General features: G+C 62.1%; 23 protein-coding genes. 3 read left to right on the forward strand and 20 right to left on the reverse strand.

Annotation, left to right across the window (positions count from 1 at the left end; genetic code table 11):
• Positions 1–27: 27 nt before the first annotated feature.
• Entirely contained in the window at positions 28–486 is a 459-nt protein-coding gene (locus AC2CGI_RS00805) for an inhibitor of vertebrate lysozyme family protein (RefSeq protein WP_021504441.1), read from the forward strand.
• A 39-nt stretch (positions 487–525) separates the two neighbouring features.
• Here AC2CGI_RS00805 and gutQ read toward each other — a convergent pair whose 3' ends face one another.
• From gutQ to AC2CGI_RS00890, 17 genes are all read right to left on the reverse strand, one after another.
• Positions 526–1,497 carry an arabinose-5-phosphate isomerase GutQ gene (gutQ, locus tag AC2CGI_RS00810; protein WP_076741104.1) on the reverse strand — a complete coding sequence of 324 codons (972 nt, stop codon included), beginning with the start codon at positions 1,495–1,497 and terminating at the stop codon, positions 526–528.
• Positions 1,490–2,263: a glucitol operon DNA-binding transcriptional repressor SrlR gene (gene srlR / locus AC2CGI_RS00815; protein ID WP_076741105.1), complete on the reverse strand. Its 774-nt coding sequence runs from the start codon at positions 2,261–2,263 to the stop codon at positions 1,490–1,492. Before srlR ends, gutQ begins: the two co-directional genes overlap by 8 nt.
• Positions 2,264–2,346: 83 nt before the next feature.
• Entirely contained in the window at positions 2,347–2,703 is a 357-nt protein-coding gene (gene gutM / locus AC2CGI_RS00820; protein ID WP_004941515.1) for a transcriptional regulator GutM, read from the reverse strand.
• A 46-nt stretch (positions 2,704–2,749) separates the two neighbouring features.
• Entirely contained in the window at positions 2,750–3,529 is a 780-nt protein-coding gene (gene srlD, locus AC2CGI_RS00825; protein ID WP_015378751.1) for a sorbitol-6-phosphate dehydrogenase, read from the reverse strand.
• Positions 3,530–3,539: 10 nt separating this feature from the next.
• Positions 3,540–3,902 carry a PTS glucitol/sorbitol transporter subunit IIA gene (gene srlB, locus AC2CGI_RS00830; RefSeq protein WP_004941520.1) on the reverse strand — a complete coding sequence of 121 codons (363 nt, stop codon included), beginning with the start codon at positions 3,900–3,902 and terminating at the stop codon, positions 3,540–3,542.
• Between the two features lie 22 nt (positions 3,903–3,924).
• Positions 3,925–4,905, reverse strand: coding sequence for a PTS glucitol/sorbitol transporter subunit IIB (srlE, locus tag AC2CGI_RS00835; protein WP_015378750.1), 981 nt, complete (start codon positions 4,903–4,905; stop codon positions 3,925–3,927).
• 15 nt (positions 4,906–4,920) lie between these two features.
• Complete coding sequence (srlA, locus tag AC2CGI_RS00840) at positions 4,921–5,469, reverse strand: PTS glucitol/sorbitol transporter subunit IIC (RefSeq protein ID WP_004941528.1); 549 nt, start codon at positions 5,467–5,469, stop codon at positions 4,921–4,923.
• A 236-nt stretch (positions 5,470–5,705) separates the two neighbouring features.
• Positions 5,706–6,755, reverse strand: coding sequence for a class I fructose-bisphosphate aldolase (fbaB, locus tag AC2CGI_RS00845; RefSeq protein ID WP_015378749.1), 1,050 nt, complete (start codon positions 6,753–6,755; stop codon positions 5,706–5,708).
• Positions 6,756–6,960: 205 nt separating this feature from the next.
• On the reverse strand, positions 6,961–7,647 hold the full coding sequence (locus tag AC2CGI_RS00850) for a GntR family transcriptional regulator (protein WP_021504437.1): 687 nt from the start codon (positions 7,645–7,647) through the stop codon (positions 6,961–6,963).
• Between the two features lie 98 nt (positions 7,648–7,745).
• Positions 7,746–9,077, reverse strand: coding sequence for an MFS transporter (locus AC2CGI_RS00855; protein ID WP_048325252.1), 1,332 nt, complete (start codon positions 9,075–9,077; stop codon positions 7,746–7,748).
• A complete protein-coding gene (locus AC2CGI_RS00860; protein ID WP_076741106.1) occupies positions 9,058–10,563 on the reverse strand; it encodes a mannitol dehydrogenase family protein in 1,506 nt (501 codons plus the stop codon). The genes AC2CGI_RS00855 and AC2CGI_RS00860 overlap by 20 nt, the downstream gene beginning before the upstream one ends.
• Positions 10,564–10,615: 52 nt before the next feature.
• On the reverse strand, positions 10,616–11,905 hold the full coding sequence (locus tag AC2CGI_RS00865) for an MFS transporter (RefSeq protein WP_015378745.1): 1,290 nt from the start codon (positions 11,903–11,905) through the stop codon (positions 10,616–10,618).
• 90 nt (positions 11,906–11,995) lie between these two features.
• Positions 11,996–13,012, reverse strand: a complete 1,017-nt coding sequence (locus AC2CGI_RS00870; RefSeq protein ID WP_161800768.1) for a Zn-dependent oxidoreductase — start codon at positions 13,010–13,012, stop codon at positions 11,996–11,998.
• 5 nt (positions 13,013–13,017) lie between these two features.
• Positions 13,018–14,232 carry a D-mannonate dehydratase ManD gene (manD, locus tag AC2CGI_RS00875; RefSeq protein ID WP_015378743.1) on the reverse strand — a complete coding sequence of 405 codons (1,215 nt, stop codon included), beginning with the start codon at positions 14,230–14,232 and terminating at the stop codon, positions 13,018–13,020.
• Between the two features lie 168 nt (positions 14,233–14,400).
• Entirely contained in the window at positions 14,401–15,306 is a 906-nt protein-coding gene (yegS, locus tag AC2CGI_RS00880) for a lipid kinase YegS (protein ID WP_015378742.1), read from the reverse strand.
• A gap of 467 nt (positions 15,307–15,773) precedes the next feature.
• Positions 15,774–17,126 (reverse strand): prephenate-dependent tRNA uridine(34) hydroxylase TrhP, encoded by a 1,353-nt coding sequence (trhP, locus tag AC2CGI_RS00885; protein WP_004941558.1) that lies wholly within the window; start codon positions 17,124–17,126, stop codon positions 15,774–15,776.
• A gap of 178 nt (positions 17,127–17,304) precedes the next feature.
• On the reverse strand, positions 17,305–17,643 hold the full coding sequence (locus tag AC2CGI_RS00890; RefSeq protein ID WP_004941561.1) for a YegP family protein: 339 nt from the start codon (positions 17,641–17,643) through the stop codon (positions 17,305–17,307).
• A 337-nt stretch (positions 17,644–17,980) separates the two neighbouring features.
• On the opposite strand from AC2CGI_RS00890, the gene AC2CGI_RS00895 reads away from it, so the two are divergent.
• Both AC2CGI_RS00895 and AC2CGI_RS00900 read left to right on the forward strand, forming a co-directional pair.
• A complete protein-coding gene (locus tag AC2CGI_RS00895) occupies positions 17,981–18,244 on the forward strand; it encodes an antitoxin (RefSeq protein ID WP_004941563.1) in 264 nt (87 codons plus the stop codon).
• Positions 18,245–18,247: 3 nt separating this feature from the next.
• On the forward strand, positions 18,248–18,637 hold the full coding sequence (locus tag AC2CGI_RS00900; protein ID WP_004941566.1) for a type II toxin-antitoxin system VapC family toxin: 390 nt from the start codon (positions 18,248–18,250) through the stop codon (positions 18,635–18,637).
• Positions 18,638–18,644: 7 nt separating this feature from the next.
• On the opposite strand, the gene baeR is transcribed toward AC2CGI_RS00900, so the two are convergent.
• Genes baeR through mdtD form a run of 3 tightly spaced genes read right to left on the reverse strand, consistent with a single transcriptional unit; the run spans position 18,645 to position 22,170 of the window.
• A complete protein-coding gene (gene baeR, locus AC2CGI_RS00905) occupies positions 18,645–19,361 on the reverse strand; it encodes an envelope stress response regulator BaeR (protein ID WP_004941568.1) in 717 nt (238 codons plus the stop codon).
• Positions 19,361–20,743, reverse strand: a complete 1,383-nt coding sequence (baeS, locus tag AC2CGI_RS00910) for an envelope stress sensor histidine kinase BaeS (RefSeq protein ID WP_021504432.1) — start codon at positions 20,741–20,743, stop codon at positions 19,361–19,363. Before baeS ends, baeR begins: the two co-directional genes overlap by 1 nt.
• On the reverse strand, positions 20,740–22,170 hold the full coding sequence (mdtD, locus tag AC2CGI_RS00915) for a multidrug transporter subunit MdtD (RefSeq protein WP_076741107.1): 1,431 nt from the start codon (positions 22,168–22,170) through the stop codon (positions 20,740–20,742). The genes baeS and mdtD overlap by 4 nt, the downstream gene beginning before the upstream one ends.
• Positions 22,171–22,174: the final 4 nt, after the last annotated feature.

Below are 22,174 nucleotides of genomic sequence, written 5' to 3' on the forward strand. Positions count from 1 at the left end.
ACCTGATTTAACCTAGGGAGAAGGACTATGACGGGACACCAGGCGCTGCGTTGCGCCCTCTTCGGCGCACTGCTCAGCTTCAGCGCGGGCAGCTTTGCCCAGCAGATCGTCACCACGTCGGATTTGATTCAGCAGCCGGGGTATCAGGCCAGTTGGCAAAACATGGTCAAAGGCCAGGCGCGGATGCCGGGCTGGGCGCGTAAGGGCGTCGGCACCTCTACGCCGGCGCAGAATCTGAACTGGAAAGGCAAAGAGTATCTGGTCGGCAATCTGTGCAAACCGCACGACTGCGGCAACAACTTTTTGATCGTGGCGTTCAGCGCGGATAAATCCCAGGCCTGGGGCGTGCGGGTCGAGGTGGAAGATCGGCCGGAAGCCGTCGATCATCCGAAGAAATACGCCAAGTACCAGTGGCTCGGCAAGCCGGATGAAGACATGAAAGCGCTGCTTAAGCAGCAGTTCGAGAACAATCCCGACTGGAAATGATCTGACCGGGGGCGCTGACGATGCCGCCCCCGGCGTTGATCAGCCGATGCCGGCCTGATGCAGATCGTGCAGGTTGAGCGCCCCCACCAGCACGCCGTCCATGTTGACCACCGGGGCCGCGCTGATGTGCTGTTCGTGCAGCGCTTCCAGCGCTTCGCCGGCGCGCCACTGCTCCGGCAGCCGATAGCCGGGGCGGGTGATCGCCGGGCTGAGCGGATCCTGCAGGCTGTTGCCCTTCACCAGCCAGCGGCGCAGGTCGCCGTCGGTAAACACGCCCACTACCCGCTGCTGCGCGTCGCACACCGCCACCAACCCGAGCCCGGTGCGGCTCAGTTCCAGCATCGCTTCCATCACGTTGGCGCTTTCGCTCACGCGCGGCAGGCGTTCGCCGGTGCGCATCAGGTGATGCACGCGGTTCAACAGGCGCGCCCCCAGGCTGCCGCCCGGGTGCGAGCGGGCGAAGTCTTCCGCATTGAAACCGCGCTGGCGCATCAGCGCCATCGCCAGGGCGTCGCCCATCATCAGGGTGTTGACCGCGCTGGAGGTCGGCGCCAGCCCCATCGGGCAGGCTTCGCGCTCGACGCCGATATCCAGTACGCAGGCCGCAGCCTGCGCCAGCGGCGACTCTTTGCCACCGGTGATGGCGATCACCGGAATGCCGTTCTCCGCCAGCAGCGGCAGGATCAGATCCAGCTCTTTGGCGCGGCCGGAATAGGAGATGAACACCACCACGTCATCGGCGCCGATCATGCCGAGATCGCCGTGCAGCGCCTCCGCCGGATGCACGAAGAACGACGGCGTGCCGGTGCTGGCCAGCGACGCGGCGATCTTCTTGCCGATATGGCCGGACTTGCCGATGCCGGAAATCACCGCTTTGCCGCGGCAGTTCAGCAGCAGCTCGCAGGCGCAGACGAAGTTGTCATCCAGGCGCGCCAGCAGGCGCTGCGCTTCGGTCAGCTCGATCTCCAGCGTTTCGCGGGCAAAGGCGAGCAGGGCGTTGGCGTTACTCATCGGGGTCTCCTACCAGAAGGATATTGATGCCTTTCGCCTGTAGGGCGGCGAGATAATCGGGGTTGATGTCTCGGTCGGTGATCAGCGTATCGACGGCGCTGAGTTCGCACACCACGTTCGGGCTCTTGCGGCCGAATTTCGAGGAGTCTACCAACAGAATAATGCGGCCGGCGGCTTCGCACATCGCCTTGCTGACGTTGTGCACTTCGTTGAAGGTGGTGACGCCGGCGTTGAGATCGACGCCGTCCGCGCCGATAAACAGCTTGTCGAAGCTGAATTGCTGAAACGCCGATTCCGCCAGGCTGCCGTGGAACGAGGCCGACTTCTTGCGGTAGGTGCCGCCGGGCATCAGGATGGTCTGATCGTTGTCCAGCTCCACCAGCGCGTTGACGATGGTCAGGCTGTTGGTCATCACCGTGATGTTGTTGAACTGTGCCAGGTGCGGCACCATCTGCAGCACCGTGCTGCCGGCGTCGAAGATCAGCGAGTCGCCGTCGGCGATCAGCGCCACGGCGGCGCTGGCGATCTGACGTTTTTTCTCGGTGTTGATATGGGTTTTGCGGTCGATCGGCTGATCGCCGTCGTCGCGGCTGAGCACCACGCCGCCGTAGGTGCGGATCACCTCGCCTTCTTCTTCCAGCAGGGTGAGGTCCTTGCGGATGGTGGTGCCGGTAGTGGAGAAATGCTCGGCCAGGGCGTCCACTGCCGTTTTGCCATGCTGCTGCAGATATTCAAGGATAGCGGCCTGCCGCTGCTTTGGTTTCATCGCGATTCCCGTTCACAAGAGTTGGGCATTTCCCCTCGCTGAATAATTCACTATGAAAGGTAATGTCTTTTAATGTGAAAATATCACGATTTGGGTTCAATCGCTAACGATAGTGCAGACTGGCATGCGCGATCCTCGGGGAAGATCACATCCGGGCGCAAATCCCGCTGATGCAACCCGTGTAAATGAGGCAGCGGGCGTGGCCGGGCGAAAACGGTCAGGCCGCGCAGCAACAGGCTGCCGCACACCCGCCGATCGGCGTCGAAGGCCAGCGCCAGCACCACCCGCGGGCGGAAACGGCCGCCGGAACGGCCGACGCCGACGGCGCCCAGCCGGCATAAACCGTCGAAGGCGCGGTTGAAGCGCTGCAGTTGCCACCAGCCGAAGGCGATTTGCAGCAGCCAGGCCAGCAGCGCGAAGGCGATCAAAGCTTGTGTCATGGGGTTCTCCTTACGCCCCCTTCCGCGGAAGGGGGCGCCGGTGGCGTCAGAACATCACCTGGCCGCCGGTGATGTTGATCGACTGGCCGGTGCAGTAAGAGGCCTTGTCGCTGGCGTAGAACAGCAGGGTGTTCAGCACATCCTGGTAGTCGCAGCCGCGCTTCAGCGGCACCTTGTCGATGTAGTACTGCTCCACCTGATCCGGCGCGATGCCCAGTTTTTGCGCGTACTGCGGCAGCAGCGACTGGAACATCGGCGACTTCAGCAGGTTGCCGAGCATCAGCGAATGCACGGTGATGCCGTACTCCGCCAGATCGAGCGCCAGCGACTGCGTCAGCCCCACGCCGCCGAACTTGGCGGCGCTGTAGCCGGAGTTGTGCTTGCTGCCGACCTTGCCGGACTTGGAGTTGATCTGGATGATGCGCCCGGCGATGCCGTCGCGGATCATCAGGCGCGAGAACTCGCGGGCGCAGAGGAAATAGCCCACCAGGTTCACCTGCAGCGAGCGGTCGAAGTCGCCCAGCGGGAAATCGGTGATCGGCGCCGCCTTGGCGATGCCGGCACTGTACACCAGCAAATTAGCCTGGCCAAACGCCCGGTCAACCGCCGCCGCCAGCGCGATCACGCTCTGCTCGTCGGTGGCGTCGGCCTGAAAACCGCAGGCGCTGCCTGTGCCGTACTCTTCGTTGATCTGCTGTGCCACCAGACTGGCGTTGTCGGCGTTCAGATCGGCCACCGCCACCCGATAACCGGCCTGCGCCAGCCCGTGGCTCAAAAAGGCACCTAACGTTTGGCCGCCGCCAATCACTACAGCTACTTCAGACATGGTCTACTCCTTATGCGATAAATGACAGCGTGCTGCCCAACGGGATATCGGTCGGCGTCGGGCCGGATACGTGGATCGAGCCGGGAAATTCGGCTTCGGCTTCGCCGTCGAAGCGCACGGTGATATGGCCCAGCTCGCGCAGATTCTGCGTGGCGACGCTGCCGACGGCGGTGATGGCGTAGCGCTGCTGCGCCAGTTCCATCACGCCGCCCACCTGCAGCTCGCCGGCGGTTGCGCCGTGGCGGTGGATGAAGCAGAACTCTTCGATATCCGCCGGGGCGCCTTCACGGAAGGTGATCAGCATGTTGTCCAGCAACGCGTCGCGGGCGCAGCCGCCGATCTGCGTGATGGTGGTGTGAAAAATGGTGTGCATAAACGTCTCCCTGGGGATCACATTATTGATAAATGAAGGCCGAGGCGGCCCAGGCGATCAGGACCGTCGGCGCGCCGGTCAGAAAGCGGCCAACCAGCACTGAAGGCACGCCGACCCGCACGGTGTCCTGTTTGGCTTCCGCCAGCGACAGGCCGACCGGAATAAAGTCGCAGGCGGCCTGCGCGTTGATGGCGAACAGCGCGGGCAGCGCCAGCTGCGGCGGAATATGGCCAAGGCCGATCTGCACCCCGACCAGCACGCCGATCACCTGGGCGATGACCGCGCCGGGGCCGAGGAACGGCGACAGCAGCGGGAATGAACAGATCAGCGCCAGCGTCACCAGGCCGATCGGGCTGTTGGCCAGCGGCGTCAGGCCGTGAGCGATAAAGTCCCCGAGGCCGGAGGCCATGATGATGCCGATCAAGGCCGAGACGAATGCCATAAACGGCAGAATGGTCTTCAGCACGGTGTCGATAGTGTCGCGCCCGGCCTGGAAGAACACCGCCACCACCGATCCCATGCCCATGCCGACCTTCGCCAGCAGCCCGTCGCTTTGCTCGGTGATCTTCTTGCTGGTGTCGTAGTCGCGCGCCTTGGGCGGCGCGGCAACGGCGGCGGCGGGTTGGCTATCTGCCGCTTCGATTCGGTTGATGTTGTGGTCGCGCACGCCGGAGACATAGATGTCTTCGAGGATAAACTGCGCCAGCGGGCCGGACTGACCGGTGGCATGGATATTGACCGTCGGAATGCGGCGTTTCGGGTACAGGCCGCAGCGCAGGGTGCCGCCGCAGTCGATCACCGCCACGCCGATCTCTTCCGCCGGCGGTTCGCCCTCTTTGAAACCGTCGACGGCCGGCCAGCCGGTCAATTCGCTGAGGCGATCGACGATGGAAGGCCGGGTGCCGGCGGTGATGTACACCACTTTTTTGCCGGGTTCGATAGGCAGTTCCAGGGGGCCGCCCCAGCCGCTGGCGCCTTTTTCAATACGGATATAAGCACTCATGCTGCACTCCACGAATTAAAGTTGCACCTGGCGATCCAGACGGATGCCCATCTTGCGTTCGAACAGGCTGGTGGTGAGATCGGTAACCCAGCCGCGGAAGAAGTTGGTGAACAGCCCCACCAGGAAATAGCTCACCGCCAGCGGGCCGAGCGGCAGGCCGAGGGTGGTCAGGCCGCTGGCGATGCCGAGGTAAACGAACAGCTCGCCGGGGTTGATGTGTGGAAACAGGCCGTTCATCGAGTGGCAGCTGTAGGAGGCCGCCGCGTAGTAGCTCGGCTTGTATTTCTCCGGCATGAAACGCCCCAGGCTGAGGGTCATCGGGTTGCAGAAGACAAAGGTGCCGATCAGCGGTAGCAGCAGATAACGCGAGACGGGGTTGCCCGCGCAGCGCTGCGCCAATCGTTCGATACGTTCCTGGCCAACAAATTTGATCAGCGCGTTCATGATAACCAACAGGCTGATCAACAAAGGCAAAATGCCGGTCACCATGCCGACAAACACTTCACCGCCTTTCTGAAACAGGCCGATAAACCACTCGGCGCCGTGGGTGATTAGCTCAATCATTATGTTCTCCTGTAATGGACTGTTATGGCCTGGAGCGAACGGCGGCTCTGTCGCCATGGGCCTTACAGTAGTCACTTTGTTGGGCTATTTGTTTTAAATAGATCACAATTTGAAAGATAAATATTTTATTTTGAAAGTTTAAAGTGAAAGAAAGAGAAGGTTGGCAGCGTCGGGTTAAGGGGAGCGGGCACAAAAAAGCCCGGCGAACCGGGCTTTGGGACAGGCGGTCCGTCACATCAGGCGATGGTGACCTTCTTGTCCAGATAGGCATCTTGCACGGCGTTGATCAGCGCCACGCCGTCTTTCATCGATTTCTTGAAGGCTTTACGCCCCAGGATCAGGCCCATGCCGCCGGCGCGTTTGTTGATCACCGCGGTGCGCACCGATTCCTGCAGATCGTTCTCACCGGCGGCGCCGCCGGAGTTGATCAGCCCGGCGCGGCCCATGTAGCAGTTGGCCAGCTGGTAGCGCACCAGATCGATCGGGTGATCGGTGGTCAGCTTGGTGTAGACGCGGTCGTCGGTATAGCCGAATTTCACCGCGCGGTAGCCGCCGTTGTTTTCCGCCATTTTCTGTTTGACGATGTCGGCGCCGATGGTGGCGGCGATGTGGTTGGCCTGGCCGGTCAGATCGGCGCTGGAGTGGTAGTCCACGCCGTCTTTGTTGAACGCCGGGTTGCGCAGATAGGCCCACAGCACGGTGACCATGCCCAGCTCATGCGCGCGCTCAAAGGCGATAGAGATCTCTTCGATCTGGCGGCGCGACTGCTCTGAACCAAAGTAAATGGTGGCGCCGACCGCCACTGCCCCCATGTTGAACGCCTGCTCGACGCTGGCGTACAGGGTCTGGTCGTACTGGGTCGGATAGCTCAGCGTTTCGTTGTGGTTGAGTTTGACCAGGAACGGAATTTTATGCGCATAGCGGCGCGATACCGACGCCAGCACGCCGTAGGTGGAGGCGACGCAGTTACAGCCGGCTTCAATCGCCAGCTCGACGATGTTCTTCGGATCGAAATACAGCGGGTTGGCGGCGAACGAGGCGGCGGCGGAGTGCTCGATGCCTTGGTCGACCGGCAGGATAGACAGATAACCGGTGCCGCCCAGGCGGCCGTGGTTGAACAGGGTTTGCATCGAACGCAGCACGCTGTTGGGGCGGTTGTTATCGATCATTACGCGGTCGACGAAGTCGGCGCCCGGCAGGTAGAGATTCTCGGCGGGGATAGTGGTACAGCGGTGTTGCAGCAGATCTTCCGCTTCCTTTCCTAGCAACTGCACAATATCAGTCATGATTCACTCCCGATTAAGCTTCTTCATACACCGGCAATGCAAGGGTTTTTGACCACCGGCGCAGTAAAAAGCGGTGATTGAAGCTGTAAAGCGATGCTACCGAACTTGCTCCGGCAAGGACAAACAATAGATGCGATTGAGAGGAAATGCCATTTGCGTGGCCAAATACGCGGGGGCGATCGCCCCCGGCGCGCTAAGCGATTGATTATTCGATCTCGAACCACGCGGTATTCTGTTGAGCGATCGGGGTGATGGAGTAGATCATCTCCTGCAGATGATCGTGGATGGCGCGCTCCGCCGCCTCGGCATCGCGCGCTTTCAGCGCTTCGTAGATGCGGTAGTGCTGCTTGATCAGGCTCTCCGGCGGCGAGACTTCGCTCAGGCTGAGGAAACGCACCCGATCCATGGTGGCCTTGATGGTTTCGATGGTCTCCCACGCCAGCGGGCAGTCGGCAAACTGGGTCAGCAGCTGGTGGAACTCGTCGTCCAACGCCAAAAATTCGCGCGTTTGCCCGTTCTGCGCCGCCAGCTCTTGACGGTGCAGGTTATGCTCCAGCGTCATCAGCTGCGCCGGAGTGGCGCGCTCGGCCGCGCGGCGCACGATGGCGCATTCCACCGCCTGACGGATAAAGCGCCCGTCGGCCACGCGTTTGGCGGAAATCTTCATCACGAAGGTGCCGCGCTGCGGCAGGATCTGCACCAGGCCGGCCTCCGCCAGCTTGATGAAGGCTTCGCGCACCGGCTGGCGCGAAACGTTGAAGCGGGTGGAGATCTCTTTCTCGGACAGCAGGGTGCCGGGGGGGATGGTGCAATCGACGATATCTTTGCGCAGGAAGCGATAGATCTGCTGGTTGACCGGGACGTTGTTGGTGAGACTGTACGTTTCAGACATGGCGACAATCAGGCATCTGGCTGGAGTTCGAATGCCACCATACTAGCAGATTATTGGTTGAGGGCGGGGGGATAAATCCACCCGCCAGGCAGGGGAACTCAGTGATGCCAATCCTGATATTCCTGCTTGCGCCGCTCTGGCGCGGTTTCCGGCATCAGGCTCAGGCCGAGGGCCGACACCACGCCCAGCACCATCATGTAACCGGCCAGCCCGTAGTAATGGCCGCCGGTCACCTGCAGGATCTTCACCGCCAGCAGCCCGAGAATGCCGCTGCCGATCAGCGAGCCGATCTGCCAGATCAGCGCGATGCCGCTGCAGCGCACGCGGGTGGGGAACAGCTCCGGGAAGTAGGAGGCCTGCGGCGCGTAGCACATGCTGTGGCCGAAGGTCAGCACCACGATCATGGCGATCTGCGTCACCCAGAAATTATCGAGGTTGATCGCCATAAAGAACGGCACGATGCACACCACCTGCAGCAGCGCGCCGGCGATGTAAACCGGTTTGCGCCCCAGCCGATCGGAGAGGCGGCCCATCAGCGGAATGGCGAAAATCTCCAGCAGCACCGCCACGATCATCGCCTCCAGCAAAATGCTTTCGTTGAGGTGGTTGGCCTTGCCGTAGGCCAGCACGATCACGGTGAACATGGCGAAGGCGCAGGCTTCGATCAGCTTGGCGCACACCCCTTTGGCGATAAGGCCGGGATAGCGGCGGGCCACTTCCACCACCGGCCGGCTCTCCACCGCTTTGGTGGCGCGGATTTGGGTAAACACCGGCGACTCGTCGATCTTCAGGCGAATAAACAGCCCGACCAGCACCAGCAGCAGGCTGAGCAGGAACGGAATGCGCCAGCCCCAGTCCAGCATCTGCGCCGGCGACAGCACGGCGGTCAGCAGCGCGAACAGCCCGGACGGCAGCAGGAAACCGGCCGGCGCGCCGATCTGCACCCAGCTGGCGTAGAAACCGCGCCGCGGCGGCGGCGCGTATTCGGCGGTCATCAGCACCGCGCCGGCCTGTTCGCCGCCGACGCCGAAGCCCTGCAGCACGCGGATAAAGATCAGCGCGATCGGCGCCCAGATGCCGATCTGCTCATAGGTAGGCAGCAGGCCGATGCAAAAGGTGCCGAGGCCGACGATCAGGATGGTGATCACCAGCGCCTTCTTGCGGCCGACTTTGTCGCCGATATGGCCGAACACGATGCCGCCCAGCGGGCGCGCCAGGAAACCGACCGCGTAGGTGGCGAAGGCCGCCAGCGTGCTGATCAGCGGATCGGCGCTGGGGAAAAACAGCTGGCCGAAGAACAGCACCGCGGCGGTGCCGTAGGCGAAGAAATCATAGTATTCGGCGGCGGTGCCGATGGCCGACGCGCTGGCGACGCGCCGCAGCAGCGGTTGATTGCCGGTATTGACGGCGTTATGCGTGGTGACGGTCATCGGAAACCTCCCGGTCGGTAAGCGGCAGAGCGGCGACAGCGGCGTTGGCCCCCAGGCTCAGCAGTTGGTGATAAGCGTGGCTGACGGCGTGGACGAAGTCAGGCGAATCGGGCAGATCGCGGCCGAAGACGCTGTCGAGTTGCAGCAGCGCCAGGACGCGGGGCCGGCCTTCCTCGCTGCCGGCGACCAACGCGGCGAGGCGCTCGCGCAGCGGATCGCTGATGGCGATCGGCTCGCCTTGTTCATCGCGGCCGCCGACGTAGCGCATCCAGCCGGCGACGCCCAGCGCCAGGCAGTCGAAGCGGCTGCCGCGCGCCAGATGCCAGCGGATCGCGTCCAGCAGCCGTTGCGGCAGCTTCTGCGTGCCGTCCATGGCGATCTGCGCGGTGCGGTGTTTCAACGCGCGATTGCGGTAACGCTGCAGCAGCGAGTCGGCATACTGCGCCAAATCGACGTTCGGCACCTGCAGGGTCGGCGCCTGTTCCGCCAGCATCAGGTGACGGGCGGCGCGGACAAAATCCGCATCCTGCATGCAGTCGCCGATGTGCTGATAACCGGCCAGGTAGCCGAGGTAGGCGAGAAACGAATGGCTGCCGTTCAGCATGCGCAGCTTCATCTCCTCGTACGGCAGCACGTCGCTCACCAGTTCGGCGCCGACCTTGTCCCAGGCCGGGCGCCCCTGGGGAAATCGATCTTCAATGACCCACTGGCTGAACGGCTCGCAGGCTACGCCGACCTCATCTTCGACGCCGTCCAGCCAGGTGCGCAACTGCCGGCGGGCCTCCGGCGTTACCGCCGGCACGATGCGATCCACCATGGTGGAAGGGAAGGCGACCTCTTGACGCACCCAGTCGGCCAGCGCCGGATCCTGCCGCTGCGCCAGTTCGACCAGCACCTGGCGCGTGACCCGGCCGTTGGCCGGCATGTTATCGCAGGACATCACGGCGAACGGCGGCAGCCCGCGTTCACGGCGCAGGCGCAGCGCCGCCAGCAGCAGCCCCGGCGCCGACTGCGGCTGTGCCGGGTGGGCGATATCATGCGTGATCGCCGGGTGTTCCGCCATCAGTCGGCCGCTGGCGGGGTGGTGGCAATAGCCCTTTTCGCTGATGCTCAGCGAGACGATGGCGATCTCGGGCTGCGTCAGGGCCGCCAGCACCGCCGCCAACCCGTCGGTTTGCAGGTGCAGCGCCTGGCGCACCACGCCGATGACCCGGCCCCGCCAACCGTCGTCGTCCATCTCCGCCACCGAGAACAGCAGGTCCTGTTGCCGTAGATCGGCGATCTTTTGCCGGCCGTGCTGCATGCTGATTTCGCAGTAGCCCCAGTCACTGCCGTGCTCGCTGGCCAGCCTGTCGGCGTACATCGCTTGGTGCGCGCGGTGAAACGCGCCGAAGCCGATATGCGCCATGCGCGGTTTCACGCGCTCACGTGCGTAGCCGGGCCGGATAACGGCGGCCGGCAGCGCGCTGTGGTCGGAAAGTCTCATGTTCAATGTCCCTGGAGAGGTAAGCAAAGGGGCGAAGCCGCCCCGTCTGGCGTTAGGGTTTTAAGATTTGCACGCCCGCCGTTGCGCGCGGCGCCTTGATCACCAGCAGCACCAGCAGCGCGCCCAGCGCGGCGACGCCGCCCGCCAGCATAAAGGCGCTGTCGAATTTGCCGGTGTTCTGCACGATGTAGCCGGTGGCGATCGGCCCGATGATGCCGGAGACGCTGCCGATCAAATGAATGAACCCGCTGGCGCCGCCGACCCGGGATTTATGCACCACGTCCTGGATGATCGCCCAGTAGAGAGCGCCGGTAATGTAGAGGAAGAAGATCGACACCGACATCAGCATCACCGCCGGCACCACGCTGCTGACGGTGCCCGCCAACGCCACGCACACCGCCGCCGCCAGCAGGCTGGTGACCAACACGATCTTGCGCGACAGCAGCAATTTGCCGGTGATGTTGAAGATCTTGTCGGAAATATAGCCGCCGAGCGCCAGCCCGACGAAGCCGACGATCCACGGGATCATCGTGGTCAGGCTCATCTCTTTGATGTTCAGGTTGTGTGCCTGCACCAGATACGAGGGGAACCAGCTCAGGAAGAAGAACAGGATGTAGTTGTAGCAGAAGAAGGCGAAGGCGGTGACCAGAATGATCGGCTGCTTCAGGTAGTAGCCCAGCCCGTGCGGGGCGTCGCTCAAGGCGCTTTCCTCGCCGAGATTTTCCTGTTTCAACCGTGCGATCAGCGCCCGTTCTTCGTTGCTGACGCGTTGGCTTTTCGCCGGGTTATCCGCCACCACGAAGAACCACACCAGCATCCAGACGATGCCGATGGCGCAGATAATCATAAACGCCGGCCGCCAGCCGAACGCCAGCGCCAGATAGCCGACGATCGGCCCGGCCACCGCGCCGCCCAACGGCGAACCGGCGCTGAGCAGGCCCACGGCGGTCGCCGCCTGTTTCTTCGGGAACCAGCCGTTGATCATCTTGTTGGCCGAGGCGCAGATCGGCCCTTCGGCCATGCCGAACAGGACGCGCAGGATCAGCATTGAGTAAAAACCGGTGGCGATCGCCGTCATGCCGCAGAAGATGGACCACAGGCCGACCGCCACGCCCAGCACCAATGTCGGGCCGAAGCGGTCGACCGCCAGCCCGCCGACGAAGTTGAAAATGGCGTAGCCGAAGAAGAAGCTGCCGAAGATCAGACCGAACTGTTCGGCGTTCAGCATCAGATCCTGTTCGATCATCGGCACGGTGATCGACAGCGCCACGCGGTCGAGGTAGTTGATCATGTAGACCATGAACAGCAGGAACACGATGGTCCAACGCAGGTTTTTAAACATAAAGCGCTCCACTGGGTGTCGTTTTAATCGTGATGCTTCGTTGTTTGCATGGGCGGCGGGCGCCGCCCATGCCCCGATGCCGCCTTGGCGTTACTCAAACTGCAGCAGCACCTTGCAGCAGGTGCGCTGATCCCGCTCGAACATCTGCATCGCCCGTTCGACGTCGTCGGCGGGCACGCAGTGGGTGAGCAGCCGCTGCGGGTCTAGCTTGCCGTCCGCCATCCAGGCGATCACCTGCGGAAAGCGCGCGCTGTTCAGGCGCGAGGAGAAGATCGACAGCTCCTTGCTGGTGATGCTCTGCTGGGTCAGGGTGCAGGCGTCGCCGGAAAAGCCCATGATGCCGATGCGCGCCGCCGGCGAAGCCAGCGCGATCGCCTCCGGTAAAATGGCGGGGTGGCAGGCGGCATCGACGATCAGCGTCGGCTGAACGCCGCGCTGCTGCAGCGCCTGCGGCAATGCGGCCTCGGCGTTGTTGAATGTTTGGTCGGCGCCGTTGGCGCGCGCCATCTCCAGCCGCTCGGCGATGCGATCGACGACCCACACCTGCCTGACGCCGTACACCCCTTTCAGCGTCTGGATCACCGTGAGCCCCATCGGCCCGGCGCCGTAGATCAGCGCGATGTCGTCGGGGCGCGGTTGCAGATGGGCGGTAATGTTGGCGGCGATGCTGAAGGGTTCGATCATCGCGGCGTGGCGATCGCTGATGGCCGGCGGAACCGGATAGGCGTTGCGCGCCGGCACGCAGGCATAGTCGCTGAAGCCGCCGTCGCGGTGCACGCCGATCACCTGCAGCGAGGTGCAGACGTTGGGGCGGCCGACCGAACAGGGATAGCAGTGGCCGCAGCTCACCACCGGGTCTACCGAGACGCGTTCGCCGAGGCGCGCCGGATCGACGCCTTCGCCCAGCGCATCGATCAGGCCGAAGAACTCGTGGCCGATCACACGCGGATAGCGGGCGAACGGGTTATGGCCGTGATAGATATGGACGTCGGAGCCGCAGATGCCGGCGAATTTCACCTTGACCCGCACCTCGCCGGCCGCCGGCTGCGGCAGCGCGCGCGTCTGCAGCGCCAGGCGCCCGGGCTGTTCGATCACGACGCTGCGCATGGTGTTTACCAGTTCCATAAGGTGCCATCCTCCAGACGCGCGACCGGCAGGTAGGCCGGTTCATAGGGGTAACGGGCCGCCAGCTTCTCATCGAACTCGATGCCGATGCCCGGCTTGTCGCCCGGATGCATATAGCCGTCGTCGAACGTCCAGCTGTGCGGGAACACCTCGAGCATTTGCTCGGAATAGCCCATGTATTCCTGCACGCCGAAGTTCGGCACCCACAGATCGAAGTGCAGCGCCGCCGCCATGCAGATCGGCGACAGATCGGAAGGGCCGTGTGAACCGGTGCGCACCTGATACAGCGAGGCGAAGTCGGCGATGCGCCGCATGCCGGTAATGCCGCCCGCGTGCGTCAGGGTGGTGCGGATGTAGTCGATCAGCTGTTCTTCGATCAGCTGTTTGCAGTCCCAGATGCTGTTGAACACCTCGCCGACAGCGATCGGCGTGACGGTATGCTGGCGGATCAGGCGGAAACAGGCCTGATTTTCCGCCGGCGTCGGATCTTCCATCCAGAACAGGCGATACGGTTCGGCGCTTTTACCGAACCGCGCCGCTTCAATTGGCGTCAGGCGGTGGTGCATGTCGTGCAGCAGGTGTTCGTTGAAGCCGAACTTGTTGCGCACCGCGTCGAACAGTTTGGGGGTGAAGTCGAGGTATTTTTCCGTCGACCACAGCTGCTCCTCCGGCCAGTCGCCCTTGGTGGCCGGCTCATAGGCCTGGCCTTTGCCCTTGGCCATGCCGTAGGTGGTTTTCATGCCCGGCACGCCGCATTGAACGCGGATCGCCTTGAAGCCTTGCTCTTTATGTTTGGCGTAGTCGTCGAGCACCTCATCGATCGAGTGGCCGGTGGTATGGCAATACACCATCACTCCCGAGCGCGAGGCACCGCCCAACAGCTGATACAGCGGCATGTTGGCGGCCTTGGCCTTGATGTCCCACAGCGCCATGTCGACGGCGGAAATGGCGGACATGGTCACCGGGCCGCGCCGCCAGTAAGCGCCTTTGTAGAAGAATTGCCAGAGGTCCTCGATCCGCTGCGCGTCGCGGCCGATCAACTGCGGGCAGAGGTGATCTTTCAGGTAAGAGGCCACCGGCAATTCGCGCCCGTTCAGCGTGGCGTCACCGAGGCCGATGATGCCGTCATCGGTGGTGATTTTCAGCGTGACAAAGTTGCGCCCCGGGCAGGTGACGAACACCTCGGCGTTGACGATTTTCATAACCTTCACATCCTGTAGCTGCGGAGAGATAGCGCGAAAATACGCCATGAACTAACTACCATACAAGTATGAATTAATGAATTTGCCGGAGAGGATCACATTTGATCGTGCGCGGAAGCGGGTGAACAGAGGGGAAGAAGCGGGGCGCAGCGGCTGCGCCCGACAAGGTCAGCCCAGCAGGGCGCAGTTAGGCGGCAGGCGGCATTCGATGGCCTGCGGCAACACTTCGATGCGGAAATGGCGGCCTTTGAGCGGTTCGCCGTCGAGGTTGAAAGTCATCTCATGCGGCGCGTCGATCTCGAGCCACGGCAGCGCCGCGCTGAGGATGCTGTTGCTCTCTTCGTCGTTGAACAGGGCGGCGACCAGCGCCGGCAGCAGTTCATCGGCGATCAGCAGGCGCAACTGCAGCAGGCCGTCGTTGATCAGCGCGCTGGGGCACAGTTCCTGGCCGCCGCCGGCCTGTTTACCGTTGCCGATGCCGATCACCAGCGCTTCGCCGGCCCAGCGGAAGTCCGGCCCGCGGATTTCACAGCGGTCGGCCTGCAGCGTATCCATGCGCAGCAAGCCGTGAACGAAGTAGGACACGCCGCCCAACGCCGCTTTCAGCTTCTCCGGCGTTTCAGTGGTGATACGGGTGCCGAAGCCGCCGGTGGCCATGTTGATGAAGTAGCGCTCGCCGTTGACCTTCGCCAGATCGATAGGCACCGAGCGGCCCTTGATCGCCAGCTGCAGCGCCAGTTCGGGGGACGGAGGGATATTGCACGCCATGGCGAAGTCGTTGGCGGTGCCGAGCGGCAGGATGCCCAGCGCCGGCCGGTTGTGCGCCGGCAGCTGCACCAGCGCGGCGGCCACTTCGTTGATGGTGCCGTCACCGCCGCCGGCGACGACGGTGCCGACGCCGAGCTGCGCGGCTTCCGCGACATAGCGCGCGGCATCGCCGTGCTCCCAGGTGACGCGCACGTGCAACGTTATCTGTTCTTTGCGCAGCCGGTTGACCGCCTGACGCAGCTCTTCGTTACCGGCGCCTTTGCCGTTGATGATAAGCAGGGCGGACGCATGTGAGTGTTGAGGCATTGCCGATATCCTCCGGCGGAAAACCAAGAATGCCTCAAGATAAACCAGCTGCCGCCACCAGGCCATCAGAATATTCAGCTAATTCCGCTTATTTCCCGGCGCTCAGTGAATATGAAGCAAGGCGAATTTATCTGAATTTTACGCAGAAATAAGCGAAGTGTTAAAGAAGCGAGGATTAATCGCTGTAGCGTTATTTATATATCGAAGCGGCGTGATTATTATTATTAAAACGGATAACGGGAATAAGTTATGGAAATAGGCATGGTGGAAAAAAATAGGCGCACCCATAAAGAAAAAGCCAGCCCAAGGGAGATTGGGCCGGCTAAGGAGGTGGTTCCTAGTATTGCTATGCAAATATTTTCGTTGTTCGTTTTAAGCAGCGTGATAGTAACCAAGCTGCGCGCGCATTGATGTGATCCAATTCTAATATTTGCTAAAAATCGCCACCGAATGACGGCGATTCATTTTTATGCCCCGGCGCTATTTTCTTCCGCCAAATTGCGGATCAGCAACGCATAATTGAGATCGATATCCTGCGGGATCGGCAAATAAACGATATGGCCGTTGCCCGGCGCCACCTCAATCGATTCGCCTTTCTTATTTTGCATGCTCTCGAGGGTGAACACCACGTTGCCGCCCGGCGTCATCATTTCGACGCTGTCGCCGAGCGCGAACTTATTCTTCACGTCGACTTCCGCCCAGCCATCACGGCGCACGCCGGTGAATTCGCCGACGAACTGCTGGCGCTCGGAGAGCGAGGAGCCGTAGTCGTAATTCTGCTGCGCTTCGTGCACGTGGCGGCGCAGGAAGCCTTCGGTATAGCCGCGGTGCGCCAGGCCTTCCAGCGTGGTGAGCAGGGTCGGATCGAACGGTTTGCCGGCGGCCGCGTCGTCGATGGCGCGGCGATAGACCTGTGCGGTGCGGGCGCAGTAGTAGAACGACTTGGTGCGCCCTTCGATCTTCAGCGAATGCACGCCGAGCTGCGTCAGACGCTCCACGTGCTGGATGGCGCGCAGATCCTTGGAGTTCATGATATAGGTGCCGTGTTCGTCCTCGAAGGCGCTCATATATTCGCCTGGCTTTTGCGCTTCAGACAGCATGAACACCTTGTCGGTCGGCGCGCCGATGCCCAGCGTCGGCTCGACGGTTTGCACCGGGATCGGCTCGTGCAGGTGCACGATATTGCCGGTGTCGTCCTCTTTGCCTTCCTCCGCTTTGTACTGCCAGCGGCAGGCATTGGTGCAGGTGCCCTGATTGGGATCGCGCTTGTTGATGTAGCCGGACAGCAGGCAGCGGCCGGAGTAGGCCATGCACAGCGCGCCGTGGACGAAGATCTCCAGCTCCATGTCCGGCACTTCGGCGCGGATCTCGGCGATCTCTTCCAGCGACAGTTCGCGCGACAGGATCACGCGGGTCAGGCCCATTTGCTTCCAGAACTTCACCGTCGCCCAGTTAACGGCGTTGGCCTGCACCGACAGGTGGATGTCCATCTGCGGGAAGGCTTCGCGCACCATCATGATAAGGCCGGGATCGGACATGATCAGCGCATCCGGGCCCATATCGATAACTGGCTTCAGATCGCGCAGGAAGGTTTTCAACTTGGCGTTGTGCGGGGCGATGTTCACCACCACGTAGAACTTTTTGCCCAGCGCATGCGCTTCGTTGATACCCTGCGCCAGATTCTCGTGGTTGAACTCGTTGTTGCGCACCCGCAGGCTGTAGCGCGGCTGGCCGGCGTAAACCGCATCGGCGCCGTAGGCGAAGGCGTAACGCATATTTTTCAGCGTGCCGGCCGGGGAGAGAAGTTCTGGTGTAAACATAGTGTGTCTCGGTCTGATTTCAGGTCAGCACCACGCCACCTGATGGCGCAGTAAAAGCGGGGGATTGTAGCCGCAGCGCGGCAAGAAATCAGCAGTTAACCGGATTTATTCAAGGGAGATTGATCCCGGTCAAACGGAAAACGCGCGGTGGCCGCCACCGCGCGGGTGAAACGGGGGATCAGGCGCTCAAATCGCGGATATCGGTGGTCGGGCCGTTTTTTATCACCGACTGGATACCGTTTTTGGCCGCGCTTTCGGAGCTGTACATTTCGCTGACACCGATCACCTGATGGTTCTTGGCCTTCAGCACAAAGTAGGGCTGATTGCTGGCGCTGTGCTTCAGTTCGTACTGCGCTTCGTGCGGTGAATTGGTCTGCACCGAGGCGATGCCGTTCTCCGCCGAGGCTTTACTGGCATACATCTCGCTGGCCAGAATGATCTCGCCGTTACTGGCTTTCAGGTTGAAGTGGTACTGTCCGTTCTTTGCTTTTTTCAGCTCGTAATGACCGATTGCCATGGTTCTTCTCCTGTAGGTTCCGATTCGTGATGTAAGTGTAGCCAATCGCTTGAAAATCGGCGGCTAAACCTCACAGCAGCTTAGTTGAAAAAATGCGCAGTTTTTTTGCGCCGGCGCGGAGTTTTCGCCCGAGAGGCACAGCGCCGCACGGGAAGCTAAGGGAGAAGGCGTGATTGCGCAGTGCGCCGCATAACGAGGGGAACAGGGTGTCACCCCGTGAGATTGTGCGTTACTGTTTGGCCGTTTCGTCAATGTGGATGAAAAATGAGCGATACATCTTGGCATCGACACGCTACAGGCATATGCTTTGGCCTATGCCTGCTGTGGAGGTGTCGAGATGGAAAGGATCGCAAAGCTGTTTAAAAACGGCAGAAATCAGGCGGTGAGGTTACCGGTGGAATTTGAATTTGATACGGATCGTGTCTATATCCGTCGCGATCGGGAGGGCAACGTGATTTTATCCAAATATCCGGCAAAGCCGGACAGCTGGGCACCGCTGCTGAGCATTATCGCCCAAACGCCGGTGCCGCAAGAGTTTCTTGGCGCGGAAGATCGTCAGCAAGGGGTTGCCGACCGCGATCCCTTCTCAGAGGAAGAGTAGGCGATGTACATGTTTGATACCAACACCGTCAGCCACTTGTTTCGGCAGCATCCGCAGGTGCTTAACGTCATGGAAAAGCTCCCGCCTTCTGCCGTATGTATTTCCAGCGTCACGGAGGCGGAACTGCGTTACGGTGTGGCTAAACGGCGGAACAAGGCGTTGCAAAGCATGGTCGAGGCCTTTCTTGCTGCGGTGACGGTCTATGCATGGGATAGCGAGGCCGCCCGCTGCTACGGTGAAATGCGGGCAAACATGGAGAGAAAGGGCAAAGTCATGGGCGCGATGGATCAACTGATCGCCGCTCACGCGCAGAGCCGTGGCGCGACGCTGGTGACCAACGATCGCGCATTCGCCATGGTGCCCGGGTTGGCGGTTGAAGACTGGACGCGCTGATTTCCCCCTAAACCCCATTCATCAGCCGGCAAGGCTCGGCTTCCCAGCGGTAGCCCACGCCGTATACCGAGCGGATAAAGGATTTTTCCCCATCGATCAGTTCCAGCTTGCGGCGCAGGTTTTTGATGTGGCTGTCGATGGTGCGGTCGGTGACCACCCGGTAGTCGTCGTACAGGTTGTTCAGCAACTGCTCGCGTGAAAACACGTTGCCCGGCTGGCTGGCCAGCGTTTTCAGCAGGCGGAACTCCGCCGGCGTCAGATCCAGCAACTGCCCCTGATAGCTGGCCTGGAAGCGCGGTTCATCGATGTGCAGCAGATCATCTTCCCGCGCGTTCTCCTGTGGCCGATAGCTGCGGCGCAGGATGGTTTTCACCCGCGCCACCACTTCGCGCGGGCTGTAGGGTTTGCAGATGTAATCGTCGGCGCCGATCTCCAGCCCCAACAGGCGGTCAATCTCTTCAATTTTCGCCGTCACCATCACGATGGGCACGTCGCTGAAGCGGCGCAGCTCGCGGCACACCGTCAGGCCGTCGGCCCCCGGCAACATCAGGTCGAGCAAGATCAGCGCCGGCGGATGCTGGTGCACGGTCGGCACCACCTCATTGCCGTTGGTCAGCCAGCGGGTGGCGTAGCCCGCCGCCTGGAGATAATCCACCAGCAGCTGGCCCAGCTTGGGCTCATCTTCAACAATCATGATCTGCACGGGTTGATTCTGAATGTCCATCAGGGCGCCTTATTTTTTATCGGGGTAGCAAATTCTACTGTAATGCGCACGCCGCCTAAAGGCGAATGCTCGGCGCGGATTTTCCCGTCGTGCGCTTCCACGATGTTGTGGCAGATCGCCAACCCCAGCCCGGAACCGCCGCTGGCGCGGTTGCGTGAACCTTCCGCCCGGTAGAAACGTTCGAAAATGCGCGTCAGTTGCTGATCGCTGATGCCCGGCGCGCTGTCCTGCCAGTAAAGAAGCAGCCGCCCCGGCTGCAGTTCGACGCCGATCTCCAACCGGCCGCCGGCGTCGGTGTAACGCAGGCTGTTTTCCAGCAGGTTATTGAACAGTTGGTTCAGGCGATCGGGATCGCCGAACAGCGGCGCCTGGGCCGGCAGATGGGTGACGATATCCAGCCCTTTGGCGCGGAAGCGTTCGCGAAAGGCGGCGACGGCGATCTGCACCAGGTGCACGCAGTCCACCGACGCCTTGCGGTAGGCCAGCGCGCCGAGATCGGAGAGCGACAGCTGGTGCAGGTCGTCGACCAGTTTGGTCAGGGTGGATACCTCGGCCTGCAGCGAACTGAGCGACGCCGGCGTCGGCTGGCGCACGCCGTCCTGCAGCGCCTCCAGCTCGCCGCGCAGCACTGCCAGCGGCGTGCGCAGCTCATGTGATACATCGGCCATAAAGGCGCGGCGCATCTGCTCGTTTTTTTCCAGCGAGGTGGCCAACTGGTTGAAGTCGTGCGCCAGCCTGCCCAGTTCATCCTGGCTGCTGACCGCCACGCGGGTGGTGAAATCGCCCGCCGCCAGGCGGTGGGTGCCCGCCACCAGGCGCTTGACCGGGGCCAGCATGCCGCGCGACAGCAGCCAGGTCACCGCCGCCGCCAACAGGGTGGAGAGCGCGACGATAATCCAGCTGGTGCGCCGCTGCTGGCGATCGAAGTTGATGTCGGTATTGCGCGTCAGGCGCTCGACCGGGGTGGTGAGCACCCAGCCGACGATCTCGTTGTTGTAGCGGATCGGGTGGCGCGGCCCCTCCTTCGGCAAGGGGCCCGAATGCCCGACCAAGCGATTGAACTGGCTGTCCACCACCCAAAACTGGGTGCGCCACCCCTTGGGCGGCAGATTGTGGCTGCTGTCGCTATTCTGCTCGAACGAACGCATGATCTGGTAGACCACCTGATCGTTGTTGCGCAGGAATATCCAGTTGCCATGATGGCTGTACTGTTCCTCCAGCGCTTCGCTCAGCATGTTGATGCGCTGCTCGTTGCTGCTCTTGATGTAATCGATAAAGCCGCGCTCAAAGCTGACGCGCACCCCCCAATGCATGGTGATCAACACCAGCATGCAGGTAGCGAAAATGGCCAGGAACAGTTTTCCGGTAATGCCTATCCTCATTGCAACCTCGTTGAGCCGGTACCCGGCTCTTTGGTCAGCGTGCGGTTGGGCGCGCTATCGGCCGGCACGCGCGCGAAGGCCAGCGCGGGCAGGGCGATAATCAACGCCATACAGCAGTAGCCGTAGATAAATGCGCTGTGGATGGCCGGGCTGTCGGCCACCACCTGGTGATGGGCGAAGCTGCCGATCAAGATGCCGGCGACGCTGACGCCGAGGCTCATCGACAGCTGCATGACCATCGACAGCAGGCTGTTGCCGCTGCTGGCCAGCCGGTCCGGCAGATCTTTCAGCGTCAGGGTGTTCATCGCCGAGAAGCGCAGTGAGTTGATCATCCCCTGGAAGAACAGCACCACCGGCAGCAGCCACAGCCAGCCGAGCATCGCCGCCAGCAGGAAGCTCAGGCTGACCAGCGCCAGCAGCAGCGTGGCGGCCACCAGCTCGTTGCGGTAGCCGAAGCGGTTGACTACCTGCACCACGATGCGCTTCATGCCCATGCTGCCGATGATCATCGGGATCATCATCAGCCCGGCGTGGAACGGCGTGAAACCCATGCCCACCTGCAGGAACAGCGGCGTCATGAACGGCAGCATGCCGCTGCCGATGCGCCCCAGCAGGCTGGCCAGCAGCCCGATTTTGTAGGTCGGGGTGCGCAGCAGCCGCAGCGAGAACAGGGCGCGGCTATTGCCGTAGGCATGCCAAACATACCCCAACAGCGCCGCTGCGCCCAGCGCCACCAGACCGGCGATGGCGCCGCCGGACAGCCCCATGCCTTTATGGCCGTCGAGCGCCAGCGTCAGCGACGCCATGCCGATCGCCAGCAGGATAAAGCCGCTGAGATCGAAGCGGCGGGTCTGCATTTGGTAGTTGGGCATCAGCAGCAGCGTGGCGATGGCGCCCACGATGCCCACCGGAATATTGATCAGGAAAATCCAGTGCCAGCTGGCGTATTGCACCAGGAAACCGCCGAGCGCCGGCCCCATCAGCGGGCCGATCTGGCCTGGCAGCGTCACGAAAGTCATCGCCGCCATGTACTGCTCGCGCGGCACGATCTTCATCACCGTCAGGCGCCCGACCGGCACCATCATCGCGCCGCCGACGCCCTGAAGCACGCGCGAGGCGATCAGCTCGTTCAGGGTTGCCGAGCGGGCGCAGAGGAGGGAGCCGAGGGTAAACAGCACGATGGCGCTGAAAAACACCCGCTGTACGCCGACCTTGTCCGCCAGCCAGCCGCTGGCCGGCAGCGTCACCGCCACCGTCAGCACATAGGAGACGATCACCGACTGCATGCGCAGCGGGTTCTCCCCCAGGCTGGCGGCCATCGAGGGCAGGGCGGTGTTGACGATAGTGGTATCCAGCGTCTGCATAAAGAAGCCGAATGCCACTATCCAGAGTTGCCAGCGTACGGTGGCGGCGTGTTTCATCAGCATCGGT

This window comes from Serratia sp. LSHTC3 (genome assembly GCF_057197125.1).